Source organism: Terriglobia bacterium, assembly GCA_020073205.1.
GTDB lineage: Bacteria > Acidobacteriota > Polarisedimenticolia > Polarisedimenticolales > JAIQFR01 > JAIQFR01.
Map to the genome: position 1 here is coordinate 25,681 of JAIQFR010000031.1, position 14,627 is coordinate 40,307.

At 70.2% G+C, this 14,627-nt stretch carries 17 protein-coding genes and 3 tRNA genes; 2 read left to right on the forward strand and 18 right to left on the reverse strand.

The genetic code is table 11. From position 1 onward, the window contains the following. The first annotated feature begins 116 nt into the window (after positions 1-116). A complete protein-coding gene (locus LAO51_08545) occupies positions 117-530 on the forward strand; it encodes a single-stranded DNA-binding protein (GenBank protein MBZ5638793.1) in 414 nt (137 codons plus the stop codon). Positions 531-563: 33 nt separating this feature from the next. Here the strand turns inward: LAO51_08545 and LAO51_08550 are convergent, their stop codons facing one another. From LAO51_08550 to hprK, 15 genes are all read right to left on the reverse strand, one after another. Next, a complete protein-coding gene (locus LAO51_08550) occupies positions 564-1,277 on the reverse strand; it encodes a tetratricopeptide repeat protein (protein ID MBZ5638794.1) in 714 nt (237 codons plus the stop codon). A 113-nt stretch (positions 1,278-1,390) separates the two neighbouring features. Continuing rightward, a tRNA-Arg gene (locus LAO51_08555) sits at positions 1,391-1,468 on the reverse strand. 30 nt (positions 1,469-1,498) lie between these two features. Continuing rightward, positions 1,499-2,023 (reverse strand): adenine phosphoribosyltransferase, encoded by a 525-nt coding sequence (locus LAO51_08560; protein MBZ5638795.1) that lies wholly within the window; start codon positions 2,021-2,023, stop codon positions 1,499-1,501. Positions 2,024-2,064: 41 nt separating this feature from the next. After that, the gene (locus tag LAO51_08565; GenBank protein MBZ5638796.1) at positions 2,065-2,340 is read right to left on the reverse strand and encodes an acylphosphatase; all 276 of its coding nucleotides are present in this window, start codon (positions 2,338-2,340) and stop codon (positions 2,065-2,067) included. An 83-nt stretch (positions 2,341-2,423) separates the two neighbouring features. Further along, positions 2,424-2,500, reverse strand: a tRNA-Pro gene (locus tag LAO51_08570). A 58-nt stretch (positions 2,501-2,558) separates the two neighbouring features. Next, positions 2,559-3,218, reverse strand: a complete 660-nt coding sequence (locus LAO51_08575; protein MBZ5638797.1) for a protein-L-isoaspartate(D-aspartate) O-methyltransferase — start codon at positions 3,216-3,218, stop codon at positions 2,559-2,561. 7 nt (positions 3,219-3,225) lie between these two features. Continuing rightward, on the reverse strand, positions 3,226-3,969 hold the full coding sequence (gene surE, locus LAO51_08580; protein MBZ5638798.1) for a 5'/3'-nucleotidase SurE: 744 nt from the start codon (positions 3,967-3,969) through the stop codon (positions 3,226-3,228). A 348-nt stretch (positions 3,970-4,317) separates the two neighbouring features. Continuing rightward, a tRNA-Pro gene (locus tag LAO51_08585) sits at positions 4,318-4,394 on the reverse strand. A gap of 132 nt (positions 4,395-4,526) precedes the next feature. Then, a complete protein-coding gene (locus LAO51_08590) occupies positions 4,527-5,204 on the reverse strand; it encodes a MerR family transcriptional regulator (protein MBZ5638799.1) in 678 nt (225 codons plus the stop codon). Beyond that, the gene (locus LAO51_08595) at positions 5,201-5,575 is read right to left on the reverse strand and encodes a cupin domain-containing protein (GenBank protein MBZ5638800.1); all 375 of its coding nucleotides are present in this window, start codon (positions 5,573-5,575) and stop codon (positions 5,201-5,203) included. The genes LAO51_08590 and LAO51_08595 overlap by 4 nt, the downstream gene beginning before the upstream one ends. 35 nt (positions 5,576-5,610) lie before the next feature. Further along, the gene (gene ptsP / locus LAO51_08600; GenBank protein ID MBZ5638801.1) at positions 5,611-7,344 is read right to left on the reverse strand and encodes a phosphoenolpyruvate--protein phosphotransferase; all 1,734 of its coding nucleotides are present in this window, start codon (positions 7,342-7,344) and stop codon (positions 5,611-5,613) included. Then, a complete protein-coding gene (locus tag LAO51_08605; GenBank protein MBZ5638802.1) occupies positions 7,345-7,614 on the reverse strand; it encodes an HPr family phosphocarrier protein in 270 nt (89 codons plus the stop codon). After that, on the reverse strand, positions 7,611-8,039 hold the full coding sequence (locus tag LAO51_08610) for a PTS sugar transporter subunit IIA (protein MBZ5638803.1): 429 nt from the start codon (positions 8,037-8,039) through the stop codon (positions 7,611-7,613). Before LAO51_08610 ends, LAO51_08605 begins: the two co-directional genes overlap by 4 nt. 119 nt (positions 8,040-8,158) lie before the next feature. Continuing rightward, positions 8,159-9,022: an RNase adapter RapZ gene (rapZ, locus tag LAO51_08615; GenBank protein MBZ5638804.1), complete on the reverse strand. Its 864-nt coding sequence runs from the start codon at positions 9,020-9,022 to the stop codon at positions 8,159-8,161. 2 nt (positions 9,023-9,024) lie between these two features. Beyond that, on the reverse strand, positions 9,025-10,017 hold the full coding sequence (gene hprK, locus LAO51_08620; protein ID MBZ5638805.1) for an HPr(Ser) kinase/phosphatase: 993 nt from the start codon (positions 10,015-10,017) through the stop codon (positions 9,025-9,027). A gap of 219 nt (positions 10,018-10,236) precedes the next feature. On the opposite strand from hprK, the gene LAO51_08625 reads away from it, so the two are divergent. After that, on the forward strand, positions 10,237-11,310 hold the full coding sequence (locus tag LAO51_08625) for a hypothetical protein (protein MBZ5638806.1): 1,074 nt from the start codon (positions 10,237-10,239) through the stop codon (positions 11,308-11,310). Between the two features lie 34 nt (positions 11,311-11,344). Here LAO51_08625 and LAO51_08630 read toward each other — a convergent pair whose 3' ends face one another. The 3 genes from LAO51_08630 to fabF are packed head-to-tail and all read right to left on the reverse strand — an operon-like array spanning position 11,345 to position 14,386. Continuing rightward, positions 11,345-12,340, reverse strand: a complete 996-nt coding sequence (locus tag LAO51_08630) for an electron transfer flavoprotein subunit alpha/FixB family protein (protein MBZ5638807.1) — start codon at positions 12,338-12,340, stop codon at positions 11,345-11,347. Continuing rightward, the gene (locus tag LAO51_08635) at positions 12,340-13,122 is read right to left on the reverse strand and encodes an electron transfer flavoprotein subunit beta/FixA family protein (GenBank protein ID MBZ5638808.1); all 783 of its coding nucleotides are present in this window, start codon (positions 13,120-13,122) and stop codon (positions 12,340-12,342) included. The genes LAO51_08630 and LAO51_08635 overlap by 1 nt, the downstream gene beginning before the upstream one ends. 22 nt (positions 13,123-13,144) lie before the next feature. After that, positions 13,145-14,386, reverse strand: a complete 1,242-nt coding sequence (gene fabF, locus LAO51_08640) for a beta-ketoacyl-ACP synthase II (protein ID MBZ5638809.1) — start codon at positions 14,384-14,386, stop codon at positions 13,145-13,147. Positions 14,387-14,627: the final 241 nt, after the last annotated feature.

The window sequence follows — 14,627 nt, forward strand, 5'->3', positions numbered from 1 at the left end:
GAGTTCGCCGGCGCGGCGACGACGCTCCGCGCGCCGTCCTCTCTGGGCGGCGTCGACGGTTCCGGGCGCCTCCTCACCCCGAGCGCCGCGGCGACGCGGCCGGCAAGGAGAGCGATATGGCCAGCGTGAACAAGGTCTTCCTGATCGGGAACCTCGGTCGCGACCCGGAAACCCGTTACACGCAGAGTGGAACCCCGGTCGCGCACTTCACCATGGCGACCTCGGAGCGATGGACGGATCCCTCGGGCGAGAAGAAGGAGCGGACCGAGTGGCACCGCGTCGTCGTCTGGGGAAAGCAGGCGGAGGTGGTCTCCCAGTACCTCCGGAAGGGGCGCCAGGTCTTCATCGAGGGCTCCCTCCAGACGCGCGAATGGACCGATCGCGAAGGAGCGAAGCGGCAGACCACCGAGGTGCGCGCGCAGCGGGTCCAAATGCTCGGGAGGCCTGAGGAACGTCCGGCGTCGGTCGCGACGGTGGAAGAGGTGGCGGAGCCCGGCGGCGGCTTCGGCGAGGACGACGTCCCGTTCTGACCCGCGCGCGGCACGCGCCGCCGCAGGTCGGACCTACTGACCGCTCTTCTTGGGCTCGAGGCGCGTTCGCGCCTCCGTGGCGGCCGACCCCTGCGGGTACTTCGTGACGATCTCCTGAAGGACCAGGCGAGCCTCCTGCCCCTTCCCGTGGTCGTCGAGGACCCGGGACAGCTGAAGCAGCGCGAAGTCGGGAGGGAACGCGGCACCGGGCTCCTCGGCGAGCTTCCGGTACGCGGCGGCCGCCTTGTCGACGTCGCCGGCCTTCGCGTAGGCTTCGGCGGTCATCCCGCGAGCGGCGTCGGCGAGCGGCCGGTCCTGAGCCGTGCCGGCCACCTCCTCGAGGATCGGGGTCGCCTCCGCGGTCCGACCCAGGCGGAGGAGGCTCGCGCCCTGGTAGAACTCCGCCACGCGCCCCCGCGCCGAGTTCGCTCCGAGCCGGGCCGCCTTCTCGAACAGCGGCAGCGCCTCTGCGTAGCGTCCTCCGCCGGACGGGGCCTTCGCCGCGGCCCCGGAAGTGTCTTCCGGCCCGGAATAGAGGTAGAGCCCCTCGGACAGGAGCCGTTCCACCTCGTCGGAGCGCCGCCCGCTCCACCAGCTCCACGCGACGACGATCAGGATGAGCGCGAGCGCTGCGCCTACGCCTGCCGCGACCGTGCGCCAGTGCTTCTCGATCCACGCGCCGGCGTCGAAGGCCGCCTCGATGAACTCGTCCTGCTTCATGCTCTTCCGCGAGATCCTGCGAGCCATTGCAGCGCTCCCGGGCGAAACCGCCCCTCCCGGCCGAGGTCGGCGCGGCTCGCCGCCTCGGCTTCGTTTCCCCTGCGGCGCGCCGCCCTGAAGGGCGGCGGCGACGCGATGGGTGGTGGGCCTGGAGGGACTTGAACCCCCGACCTTGAGTTTAGGAAACTCCTGCTCTATCCGAACTGAGCTACAGGCCCCTCCGAACCACCGGCGTCCGTGCCGCCGGGCTAACCATAATGGATCAGGCTGAACACCGGAGCCGCGCCGAGGAGGCGCCTTCCGTTCAGCGCGCCGAGCTCGACCATGAATGCGAACCCCTCGACGATCCCGCCTAGCCGCTCCAGGAGACGACTCGCTGCGGCCGCCGTCCCCCCGGTGGCCAGGAGATCGTCCACGACGAGGACGCGCTGTCCCGGCGCGATCGAGTCCCGGTGCACCTCGATCCGCCCCGCCCCGTACTCCAGCGCGTACTCCTCCCCCTCCACGTCGGCGGGGAGCTTCGCGGGTTTCCGGATCAGCACGAGCCCGAGATCGAGATCGCGGGCCATCGCGGACGCCACCACGAATCCACGAGCTTCGATCGCCGCGATGGCGTCGATCCGCTCTCCTCGGTAGCGCTCGATCATCTTGTCTGTGGCGGTCCTGAACGCCTCGGCGTTCCGGAAGAGCGTGGTGAGATCGTAGAAGGTGATCCCCGGCTTGGGGAAGTCCGGGACCTCGCGGATGATCCTCTTGAGGTCGGCCACCAGCATGCTGCCTCCCGAACGACTGCGGTCCCGGCTCCGGCGCGGTGTCAGTAGCGGACCTCGAATCCCCGGAACGCCCCTGTCGCCTCGACGTCGCAGGCGTCGACCTGCTCGACACGGGACATCCTCGGCCCCTGCCGAAGCGAGGCGAGGAACGCCTCGAGCGCCTCTTGGGACCCCTCGGCCCGCACCTCGACTACCCCGTCTCCGAGGTTCCTCACCCACCCGGTGACGCCGCACGCCTCGGCGGACCGGATCGCGTGGTACCTGAACCCCACCCCCTGGACGCGCCCACCGATCCGGACGTGAACCGCCCTCGGGATCTCGCTCCCGGACCGACCCAACGATCCCCTCGACTCGCCCACGCCTCTCGCGCCGATGACCGCCGGGCCCGAGAGGGAAGGGTTGGTCGGGGCGCCGCGATTTGAACGCGGGACCCCCTGGTCCCGAACCAGGTGCGCTACCAGACTGCGCTACGCCCCGACCTCAAAGTCCGGCGAATGTTATCAGGAGGACCGGTCCGCCGCAATGGCGCGAACGGCTATTTCGGCCAGCCGAACCGACCGACGAGCGGCACGAAGCGGCACCGGCCGTGGTCCTCCCAGACGGACTCCTCCCCGCGCCGAATCACCCGGACGAGGACGTGATCCTCGGCGGAGCCCTCCGCGCCCCCGTTACCGCCGACGGGCAGGACGAGACGCCCTCCCTCCTCGAGCTGCTCCACCAGCGGCTCGGGCACGTCGGGGGCGGCGGCGGTCACGACGATGGCGCGGTACGGCGCGAACTCCCCCCAGCCGTACGTCCCGTCGAAGATCTTGAAGTGCACGTTCTCGATCCCGGCCGATCTCACCGCTTCCCTCGCTCGCCTCGAAAGCGGCGGCAGGCGCTCGACCGTGTAGACCTGTTCGAACAGGCGGGACAGAACCGCCGCGTGGTAGCCGGATCCGGTGCCGATTTCGAGGGCGCGTCCCGTGCCGTCCGGCTCGAGCAGCTCGGTCATCCGCGCCACGATCCACGGCTGGGAGATCGTCTGCCGCTCGCCGATCGGCAGCGCCGCATCGCCGTACGCCTCGCCGCGGAGCGCCTCGTCCACGAATCGCTCTCGGGGAACCTCCCGCATCGCCGCGAGGACGCGCGCATCCTTGATCCCTCGGGACTCGAGGGTGCGCACCATGCGCTGGCGGCTGACCGCGTCGCTCACGAGGCGCTCAGGGTAGCCTCAGGCCCCAGGCCGCAAGGGTCGGAAGCGAGGGAGCGTGGGTCAGGTTCGCGTGGAGCGGGGTGACCGAGACGAATCCCTGGCGGATCGCCGTGTGGTCGGCGTCGGCCTCGCCCGAGGGTGTCGTGTCGGCGCCCGCGATCCAGTAATAGGGGCGTCCCGACGGATCGAGCCGCTCGAGCACCGCGGCGCGGTACGAGCGCATCCCCTGCCGGGTGATCCGAACCCCCGTCGGCGTGCCGTGCGGGACGTTGACGTTCAGGAACACGCCTGCGGGAAGCCCCTTCCGCAGGACGCGCTCCGCCAGGTTCTGCGCGAAACAGGCCGCCACCGAGTAATCGGCGCGACCGTCCTCGTCCCTCGCGGCGGAGAACGCCATCGACGTGACGTTGAGCAAGGTGCCTTCGAGGGCGCCGGCCACGGTCCCCGAATAGGTCACGTCGTCCCCCAGATTGAGCCCGCGATTGATGCCGGAGATCACGAGGTCGGGAGCCCGCCCCCCAGTCAGGTTGAACACCCCGAGGTGAACGCAATCCGTCGGGGTCCCGTCCACCCGGTATCGTCCCGGAGCGGTGCGCCAAACGCGCAGCGGTCGTCCAAGGGTCAGGGCATGGCCGGCGCCGCTACGCTCCCGGTCGGGCGCGACCACCACGACCTCACCGAGGGGCTCGACCGCGTCGACGAGCGCCGCGAGGCCGGGGGCATCGTAGCCGTCGTCGTTGGTGAGAAGCAGGCAGGGCCGCTTCGCGTCGCCGTTCACCTAATGCGCGCTCCCTCCGGTTCTCCCCCGATCCGTCGGCCGGCCGAGGACGGAGCGTCCCGGCGACGCGGGTTGGGGGCGGAGAAGCTCGTCAGCTCTCGATCGGGCCCGGGCTACACGAGTCATCCACCTTGGTACACGACACCGCACGCGCCTCGAGCTTCTCGGTGTGGACGATCGCCGGCCTCTCGTACGTCTTCCTCATGATCTGCCCCTCGTCGTCGCGCAAGCGCTTTCTCGAGGCCCCTGCGGCCCCGGGATGCGGAACCGGTCGCCGAATTCCACGTCGGGCGGTGAGTCTAACACGGTGAAGAACGGAATTGGTCGGGGCGACTGGATTTGAACCAGCGACCACTTGCACCCCAAGCAAGTGCGCTACCAGGCTGCGCCACGCCCCGACCCTCACCTCCCGAGGTGGCCGGCGGACAGGCCACCGCTTCTCCGAGGGGTAGGGACGACCGTGCACCTCGACGTGCGGGCGGCTCCCGCGAGGAGAAGCGCGACGATGCTAGGAGAAGCCCGCCGCGCCGTCAAGCGCTGCCGGCGTCGGTCTCGTTCCCCTCCCGCGGCGCCTCGAGCGCGCGGAGGAGGGTCTCGAGGCGCGACGCCACGCGCTCCCGCCTCTCGTGGTCCCGCCGGCGCGTCTCCTCGGCGGCCTCGAGCGCCGCGGCGGCCGTGGCGTGGCGCGCCTCGAGATCGGCGATCCGATGCCTCAAGGCCACGATCTCGGTTTCCGCGACGGCCGCGCGCGCTCGCTCGGATAGCGAGGAGTTGGCGGGCGGAGAAGGCGCCTCCTCCGGCGGGGCGGGCTCGGAGGACGGCGCGACGTCCCGGAACAGGGGCGCCTGGTCGGGAGGATCGGTCTCGGCAGGAAGGGGCACGGAGCCCGCCGCCGAGGCGGCCGCCTCCGCAGGCGCCTCCGCAGGCGCGGCGGCCACGGCCTCGCCGGACGCCTCCTGCTCGAGCTTCTTGCGGGCCCCGGCGATCGTGAACTCCTCCTCGTACAGGAGTTTCTTGATCCTGAGCACGAGGTCGATGTCGGAGCGGGTGTACATGCGCTGTCCGCTCCGGTTCTTCTCCGGAGCGAGCTGCGGGAATTCGCTCTCCCAGAAGCGGAGCACGTACGGCTGGGTGTCCGTGTACTGGCAGACATCCCCGATCTTGTAGAACGGCTTGTCCGGTATTTCCGTCACGGCGACCTCCGTCAGGCTCTCTTCGCGGGGGCGTCGTCCATGCCCGCCCGCCCGAAATCGTCCTCGATCCGGACCACGTCCTCGAGCTCGGGGGTCGACACCTCGAACAGGAGGCAGTCCGTCACCGCCCGGAATCGGTGCACGGTTCCCGGCGTGACGTGCCACGCCTCGCCCGGGCCCATCGGGATCACCCGCTGACCCTCCCCTTGCCCGAGCACCAGCTCGAGCCGTCCCTCGTGGACGAGGAACGCCTCGTCCTTCCGCCGGTGGAGCTGGAGACTCAGCTGCCGGCCGGCCCGAATGAAGAGGACCTTTCCGGCGTACCGATCGGTCCTGGCGAAGCGCAGCTCGTAACCCCAGGGCTTGTCCACCCGTTCCGGGCTCATCGCTCCCCTCCTCCGCGGCGCCGATCCTCCCGGCCTCAGGAGGGCGCAGACTCTCCCGGCGATTTCTCGCGCTCGACGTCGCTCAAGGAGAACTCCGCGAGCGCGAGGTCCGCGAGGCGCGTCGCCTCCGCGGAGTTCAGCCGCCGGATCGTCTCCCGAAGCGCGGCGATCGAGCGCGGCTGCACCGACATCTCGCGGATGCCCAGGCCGACGAGCATCCGGGTCAGCGACGGGTCCCCCGCCATCTCGCCGCAGATGGAGACGTCGATGCCGCGGTCCCGGCCCGCGCGGACCACGAAGCGGAGCATCCGCAGGACCGCGGGGTGCAGCGGTTGGTAGAGGTAGGCCACCGACTCGTTCCCCCGGTCCACCGCCAGGGCGTACTGGATCAGGTCGTTGGTGCCGAGGCTGAAGAACGCCGCCTCCCTCGCCAGGAGATCCGCGGTGGCCGCCGCGGCCGGCACCTCCACCATGATGCCCACCGGGACGTCCGCTCGGCAGGGAATCCCCTTCGCCTTGAGGAGCGCGGCTTCCTCCGCCAGGATCTGCTTCACCTGCCGGATCTCCGCCACGGTGGTCACCAGCGGGATCATGATCCGCACGTCGGCGTGGGCGGCGGAGCGCAGCAGCCCCCGCAGCTGCGGGCGGAAGATGTCGGGCCGGGTGAGGCAGAATCTCACGGCGCGCAGGCCGAGGACCGGGTTCGACTCCTCCCGGTCCAGCACCTCGTGGAAGTACTTCTCCCCGCCGAGGTCGAGGGTCCTGATCACGGCGGGATGCGGTGCCACCTTTTCCGCGAGCTCGCGATAGGTGCGGTAGTGCTCCTCCTCGCTGGGGAAGTTGGGGGCACGGCTCAGGAACAAGAACTCCGAGCGGTACAGCCCGATCCCCCTCGCCCCGTAGCGGAGCGCCGCGCCGACTTCCTGCGGCAGCTCGATGTTCGCGCGCAGCGTGATCTCGAGCCCGTCCTCGGTCACGGCCGGAAGGTCGCGAGCCTCCGCCATGGCGGCTTCGCGCGCGGCGAGCTCCTCGCGGCGCGCCTTCACCTGGGCCAGCTCGTCGGAGCCGGGCGCCAGGTCCACCGTCCCCGCCTCGCCGTCAAGGGCGACCAGGTCGCCGGGCCGGACGTTGAGGCTCAGATCGTGGAGCCCCACCACCGCCGGGAGCGAGAACGCCTGGGCGAGGATCGCGGTGTGGGAGGTCCGTCCTCCCATGTCCGTGGCGAATCCGACCACCCCGTCTCGCGCGAACACCATGGTGTCCGACGGCCCGAGGCTGTGCGCCACCACGATCAGCGGACCCTCGGGCATCGCGGAGGCTCCGCCGCTGTCGCCGCGGAGGAGCCGTTGGAGACGTCGATGCACGTCGGCGAGATCGCCGCCGCGCTCACGGAGGTAGCCGTCGTCGATCGAGTCGAACCGGCGCATGAAGGCGTGGACGACCTCCTTCAGCGCCCACGAGGCGGCGACCCGGCCGGACCGGATCTTCTCCACGGTCTCGCCCACGAGGTTCGCGTCGTCCAGGATCAGGAGCTGGGCCTCGAGGATCCCCGCGTAGGCTTCGCCCAGCACGCGGAGCATCCGGCCCTTGAGGTCCGTGAGCTCGCGCCGCGCGCGCTCGCGGGCCTGGTGAAAGCGTGCCACCTCGTCGGCGACGCGCTCCTCCGGCACGGGGACCGGGACGACGGGTGAGGAGTCGGGGGCGATCACCACCGCGCGGCCGATGGCGGTACCCGACGAGACCCCGATCCCGGTGAAGCGGCGGCCCATTCAGTCGTCCTCGCCGAAACGGCTTCGCACGAGGTCCGCGAGCTTGTCCACCGCCTCGCGCTCGTCGTCCCCCTCGGCCGCCAGCCTCAGCCTCGTCCCGCGCGCCGCCGCAAGGGTCAGGAGGCCGAGGATGCTCTTGCCGTCGACGCGGGTGCCGTCCTTCACCACGGTGATCCGCGACGAGAAACGGTTCGCCAGGTGGACGAACCGCGCGGCCGCCCGTGCGTGGAGCCCCAACCGGTTGGAAACGTGAACTTCGCTCTCGGTCACTCGTCATCTCCCGGGGCGCGCTCGGCCTGCCCCTCCAGTAGCTCGGACGCGACGTGGATCGCCCGCCGTCCCTGCTCCGCGATCCGCCGCGCGATCTCCGGGAACGCCATCTCGTCGCGGAGGTTCGTGAACTTGATCAGCATCGGGAGGTTGACCCCGGTGATCACCTCGACCTTCCCGGGATCGAGGAACGAGAGGGCGATGTTCGTCGGGGTACCTCCGAACATGTCGGTGAGGATCAGCGCGCCCGTACCGCGGCCGACGCGCTCGATCGCCTGCTCGATTCTCTCCCGCGCCGCGGCGACGTCGTCGTCCCACCCGATGGAGACGGCCTCGAGGGCGTCGAGAGGTCCGATGATCGTCTTGGTCGCCTTGACGAGCTCCTCCGCGACCCTGCCGTGGGTGACCACCAGAAGTCCCGGCATGCCGTTCGCTTCCTCCCTCTCCCCTGGGTCCGACCCGGGGCCTCGCGTCGGGACCCTCACGGCGGGCCCCGCGACGGATCCGCGGGCCGCGCCGGCCCCGCCGCGACTATCTTACGACGTCACTCACGTCCGAGGTCCCGGTGCGACACCGAGACCGGAACTCCCTGCCGACCGAGCCGCTCGCCGAGGTCCTCGGCGAGGGCGACGGAACGGTGCTTCCCACCGGTACAACCGAGGCTCACCGTGAGGTAGCTCTTCCCCTCCGCGGTGTACAGCGGCAGGAGGAACGTCATGAACTCCTCAAGGCGCCGGATGAACGCCCGCGTCTCCTCCTTGGAGTCGAGGAAGGCGCGCACCTCCGGCGCTGTCCCGGGCAGCGGACGGAGCGCCTCGACGAAGAACGGATTCGGGAGGAAGCGGACGTCGAACATCAGGTCCGCCGCCGCCGGGACGCCGTACTTGAACCCGAACGAGACCAGGTGGACGTTGGGCCCGCGCCCGGCCGGACCGGCCTCGAACGCGTTCCTCAAGAACGTCCGGATCTCGTGCACGGTGAACTGCGAGGTGTCGATGATCCGGTCGGCGATGTCGCGGAGCGGCTGGAGCGCGGCCCGCTCGCGTCGGATCGCCTCCTCGAGGGTGGCGGTGCTTCCCATCATCGGATGCGGCCGGCGGCTCTCGCTGAACCGACGCTTCAGCACGTCGTCCGAGCACTCGAGGAAGATCAGCATCACCGGCGCCCCGTCGGCGCGGAGCCGCTCCAGCATCTCCGGGAACGGGTCGAGGAACGCGCGCTCCCTCACGTCGATCACGATGGCGGCACGCCGGATCGAGTCGCCGCTGCGCTGGATCAGGTCGTAGAACGGCGGGATGAGCGCGACGGGAAGATTGTCCACGCAGTAGAAGTCCAGGTCCTCCAGGGACCTCATCGCGAGGGATTTCCCCGAGCCGGACAGGCCCGTGATGGCCAGGAACCGCTCCATGCTCAGGCCTCTCCGTCCCCGGGCTCGCGCCCCGACTGCAGCCCGCGCTCCTCCTCGCTCTCCGCGCCCTGCGCGTCGGCCTGCAGCCTCTCGCCGAGGCGCCGCGCGAGCTGCCGCGCCGGATGGTAGCCCTTGAGCTTGAGGAGATGGTTCCGCGCCGCGACCTCGATCAGCACCGAGAGGTTGCGGCCGGGGCCCACCGGCATCTCGACGTACGGCAGCCGGACCCCCAAGATCTCGTACCCCTGCTCGTCGAGGCCGAGGCGGTCGTACTTCTTCCCCGGCCTCCAGACGTCCAGGTGGATCACGAGCTCGACGAACTTCGAGAGCCGGACCGAGGCCACGCCGAACAGGTCCTTGACGTTGATGATCCCGACCCCGCGAAGCTCCATGTGATACCGGGTCAGCTCCGGTCCCATCCCGATCAGGATCTCGCCCCGGCGACGGATCTCCACCACGTCGTCGGACACGAGGCGGTGCCCCCGCACCACGAGGTCGAGGGCGCTCTCGCTCTTGCCCACCCCGCTGTCCCCGATCAGCAGGACCCCGAGGCCGTAGACGTCCAGGAGCACGCCGTGAATCGCCGCTCGGGGGGCCAGCCGGTCCTCGAGATAGCGCGTGATCCGGTCGATCACGGTCGAGGAGGTGAGGGGCGTGCGGAGCAGCGGGACACGGTTCCGCTCGGTCTCCTCGAGGACCTCGGGAGGCGGTACGAGGCCGGTGGTGAGGACGAAGCAGCTCACCCCTTGGCGGCAGAGCTGGGACATGATGCGCCCCCGCTCCGCCGAGGGCCGCTCGAGGAGGAAGCTGATCTCGGACTTCCCCAGGATCTGGATCCGGCCGGGATGGATGTACTCGAGGAACCCCGCGAGAGCCAGCCCTGGCTTCTGGATCCGCGGCCGGTTCACCACGTTGTCGAGGCCCTCGGCCCCGGAGAGGAGCGTGAGGTCGAGCTCGTCCGCCGCCTCGTCGGTGAGGAGCTCCCGCACCGCCATCGCGGGGATCGCGCAGCTTTCGTGGGCGCCCAAAGACCAGCTCCAAGTGATTGATCGGATTGACGATCCTGGATTCTATAGGCGCGGACGCCCGGGTGTCAAGGCGCGCGCTCCGGCGAGCCCGGCGGATTGACATCCGAACCTCGCGCATGCCATATTAGCCGACCAGAAGGTGGCTCCTCGGGGAGTCGCCCTCCTCACCACCCAGGAGAAGAGACCATGGCCCGCAATGCCGTCGTGCACGTCATCGGAACGGGGACCATCGGCGAGCCGCTCATCGGGCTCCTGTCGGATTTCAGGAAGCCCCTGGGTGTCGACGAGGTCACGTTCCACAAGCGAACCCCGCTACTCACCGATCGCTCCAAGGTCCAGAGCCTCATCCGGCGAGGCGCCAAGCTGTGCGTCGACGAGGACTCGGCCCGAGGCTTCCGCGAGCTGGGCATGGAGCCGTCGTTCGAGACCCGGGAGGCGCTCGAGCGCGCGGCGGTGGTCATCGATTGCACGCCGTCCGGGGTGGGCACGCAGAACAAGGCCGAGTTCTACGAAAAGTTCACCGGGAGCACCCTCGGATTCATCGCCCAGGGCAGCGAGTTCGGGTTCGGGAAGCCGTACGCGCGGGGGATCAACGACCGGTCGCTGGTCAAAGGCGAGGATCAGTTCATCCAGATCGTCTCCTGCAACACCCACAACCTCTCGATCCTGATCGATACCCTGGCGCTCCAGGACGGCGGGCCGGACAACCTGATCGAGGGACGATTCGTCTGCATGCGGCGGGCCAACGACATCTCGCAGGAGGGGAGCTTCGTCCCCTCGCCCGTGGTGGGCAAGCACAAGGACGCGCGGTTCGGCACCCACCACGCGCGGGACGCGTGGCACCTCTTCAACACCCTGAGCTACGACCTAAACCTCTTCTCCTCCGCGCTCAAGCTCAACACCCAATACATGCACACGATCTTCTTCGACATCCGCGTCAAGAAGCCGACCTCGGTGAAGCGCCTCAAGGAGCTGATCGCCGCCAACGACCGGATGGCGGTGACCTACAAGGACTCGGCGAACGCCGTGTTCTCGTTCGGCCGGGACCACGGGCACTACGGCAGGATCCTGAACGTCACCGTGGTATCGCTCCCGACCCTCGCCGTCCGGAACGAGACCGAGATCATCGGCTACTGCTTCACGCCGCAGGACGGGAACTCGCTCCTCTCCTCGGTATCCGCCGCGACCTGGTTCCTCTACCCGGAGGACTACGAGCAGCGGATCCAGTGCCTGAAGCCGTATTTCTTCAGCGAGGTCTGACGGAAGGACCGGTCTCGAAGCGGACCGCGCTCTCCTAGCTCTCCTTGAGCTTGACGATCTCCGCGGTGAGCCTCGGGAGCACCTCGAACACGTCGCCCACGATCCCGTAGTCCGCGATCTTGAAGATCGGTGCCTCGGGATCCTTGTTCACCGCCACGATCACCTTCGAGGACGACATCCCGGCAAGGTGTTGGATCGCGCCGGAGATTCCGCACGCCACGTAGAGGTTCGGGGAGACCACCTTGCCGGTCTGGCCGACCTGGTGGGCGTGAGGGATCCACCCGGCGTCCACCACGGCGCGGGAAGCCCCCACGGCGCCGCCGAGCGCGCGGGCGAGGTTCCGCACGAGCGCGAAGTGCTCCGGCGCCTTCAGTCCCCGGCCGCCGGACACGATGATCGACGCTTCGGCGACGTCCACTTCCTGCTCCGCGGGCTTCTCCACACGGACCGTGCGCACCCTGAGGGCCGTTGCCGGCATCGCCGCTTCCACGGCGACGACGTCGGCCACGCGGGCGGCGGCGGCGGGCGGAACCGGGAAGACGTTGGGTCGGAGCGTCGCCACCGCCGGCCGCACCCCGGCCGGGATCGACACCGTGGCGATGGCTTTTCCGGAGTAGACCGGCCGCCTTCCCCTCAGGCCGCCGCCGGGGTCGGGCTCCACCTCGATGAGATCGCTGAGGCACCCCACGCCGAGGCGGGCCGCGGCGCGCGGCGCCACGTCGCGCCCCAGGATCGTCGCGGCGACGAGGACCACCGCCGCCTCGGCGGATCGCGCGGCGTCGGCCAGCATCACGGCGTAGGCCTCGGGGGCGTACAGCTCGAGATGCTCGGCGTCGCACGCGAGGAGCCGGTCCGCTCCGTGTCGGGCGACGGCGTCGGCGCAGCCCGAGGCACCGGGGCCCAGGGCGAGGACGACGACCTGGCCGCCGCGGGCGTCGGCGAGCCGCCGTGCGACACCCAGAGCCTCGAGGGTCGGCCGTTTGAGCTCGCCGCCACGTCGCTCCGCGAGCACGAGCACGTTGCCGTTCATCAGATCACCTTCGCCTCTTCCCGGAGCAGGCGCGCGAGCTCCCGAGCGCTCGTCGCGACGTCTCCATCGAGGACCCGCCCGCCCTTGCGCGCCGGCGGGAGCGCCAGCGCCTCCCACGCGACCCTTCGCCCTGGGACAAGGTCGTCGGGATCGAGCCCGAGGTCCGCGGGTGCCTTGAGGTCGAGCGGCTTCTTCTTGGCCGCCATGATCCCTTTCAGCGACGGGTAGCGCGGCTCGTTCAACCCCTTCTCGCACGAGATCACCGCGGGAAGGCTCCCCTCCACCACTTCGACCGCCCCTTCGATTTCGCGTCGGGCGCCGAACATCCGGTCGCCGAGGGTCAGGCTCGTCACCGCGGAGGTGTGCGGAAGGTCGAGGATCTCCGCCAGCATCGGGCCGGTCTGCCCCTCGTCGGTTCCCACCCCGTACTTGCCCAGGAGGATCAGGTCCGGCGCCTCCGCCCGGGCCACCGCCGCGAGGGCGCGCGCGCGGGCGAGGCCGTCCGCCCGATCGAGCCGATCGTCCTGGATCAGGACGGCGCGGTCGGCCCCCATGGCGAGTCCCTGCCTGAGCGAGGCCTGAGCCGACGCCTTTCCCGCGCAGACCACGACCACCTCGCCGCCCCGCGCCTCCCGAATGCGCAGCGCCTCCTCCAGGGCGTACTCGTCGAACGGGGAGGGAACCATCTTGACGCCGGCCTCGTCCAGAGAAACACCGTCCGCCGCGACCCTGACCTTGGCCTCGGTGTCGGGGACGTGCTTGATGCCCACCAGGATCTTCATCGTTCTCCCCCGACCCGCCGGATCAGGCCTCGTGCCCGCGCAGGAGGATCGTCGCGTTGGTGCCTCCGAAGCCGAACGAGTTGCTCAGCGCGGCTCGAACACGCATCTCCCGGGCGACGTTCGGCACGAAGTCGAGATCGCACTCGGGGTCGGCGGCGGTCTGGTTGATGGTCGGCGGAACCCGGCCGTCGCGGACCGCCAGCGCGGCGACGGCGGTCTCGAGGCCGCCCGCGGCGCCCAGCAGGTGCCCGGTCATCGATTTGGTCGACGAGATCGCCAGGCGGCGGGCATGCTCTCCGAACACCGCCTTCACCGCCCGCACCTCGATCCGGTCGCCCGCGGGGGTCGAGGTGCCGTGGGCGTTGATGTAGTCGACCCCTTCCGGCGGCATCCCGGCGTGCTTGAGCGCCATTCTCATGCTGCGGGCGGCGCCGTCTCCGTCGTCCGACGGCGCGGATATGTGGTACGCGTCTCCGCTCAGGCCGTACCCCGCGACCTCGGCGAGGATCGGGGCGCCGCGCTCGATGGCATGCTGGCGCTCCTCCAACAGGAGGATCCCGGCCCCCTCGCCCATCACGAATCCGTCCCGCTCCGCGTCGAACGGCCGGCTGGCCTTCTCCGGCTCGTCGTTCCGCGTCGAGAGCGCCTTCATCGCGCAGAACCCGCCCACCGCGAGCGGCGAGATCACCGCCTCGGTCCCGCCGGTGATCATCGCGTCCGCGTAGCCGTCGGCGATGAGGCGGAACGATTCCCCGACCGCGTGGGTGCCGGTGGCGCAGGCGGTCACCACCGCGAGGTTCGGTCCCCTGGCGCCGAACAGGATCGACACCTGTCCTGCGGCGAGATTCGAGATCATGCCGGGGATGAAGAACGGCGAGACCTTCCGAGGCCCGCGCTCGAGCAGGTCCTTGTGGGTCCGCTCGAGGAGCGGTAGCCCGCCGATGCCCGACCCGATGAAGACTCCCACCGCCGTCGAGTTCCGCGAATCGATGACGAGGCCGGAAGTGTCCAGCGCCTCCTTCGACGCGGCGATCGCGTAGTGGATGAAGGTGTCCATCTTGCGGGCTTCCTTCCGGTCGACGAAGTTCTCCGGATCGAACCCGCGCACCTCTCCGGCGATCCTGCAGGGGTAGGCCGACGCGTCGAATCGCGTGATCGGCCCGATGCCGCTCCTACCGGCGAGAAGCGCCGCCCAGGTGGACGGGGCGTCGAGGCCGAGCGGCGAGACGAGCCCTACGCCGGTGATGACGACCCTTCGTCCCATGAAACCGCTCCGCCGGGTTCCCCCAGGCGACCCGCCGACGGCAACCGCAGCCTCCGGGCCTGCCGCAGCCGCCCGCGTTCAGAAGTTCGCGGCGCCCCGTCGGGAGCCCCGACGCGAGGCGGGGCGCCCCCCGCGCGCTCAGGGCTTGGCGTGACCTTCGATGTACTCGATCGCCTGCTTCACGGTCGAGATCTTCTCGGCGTCCTCGTCGTTGATCTCGAGGCCGAATTCCTCCTCGAGC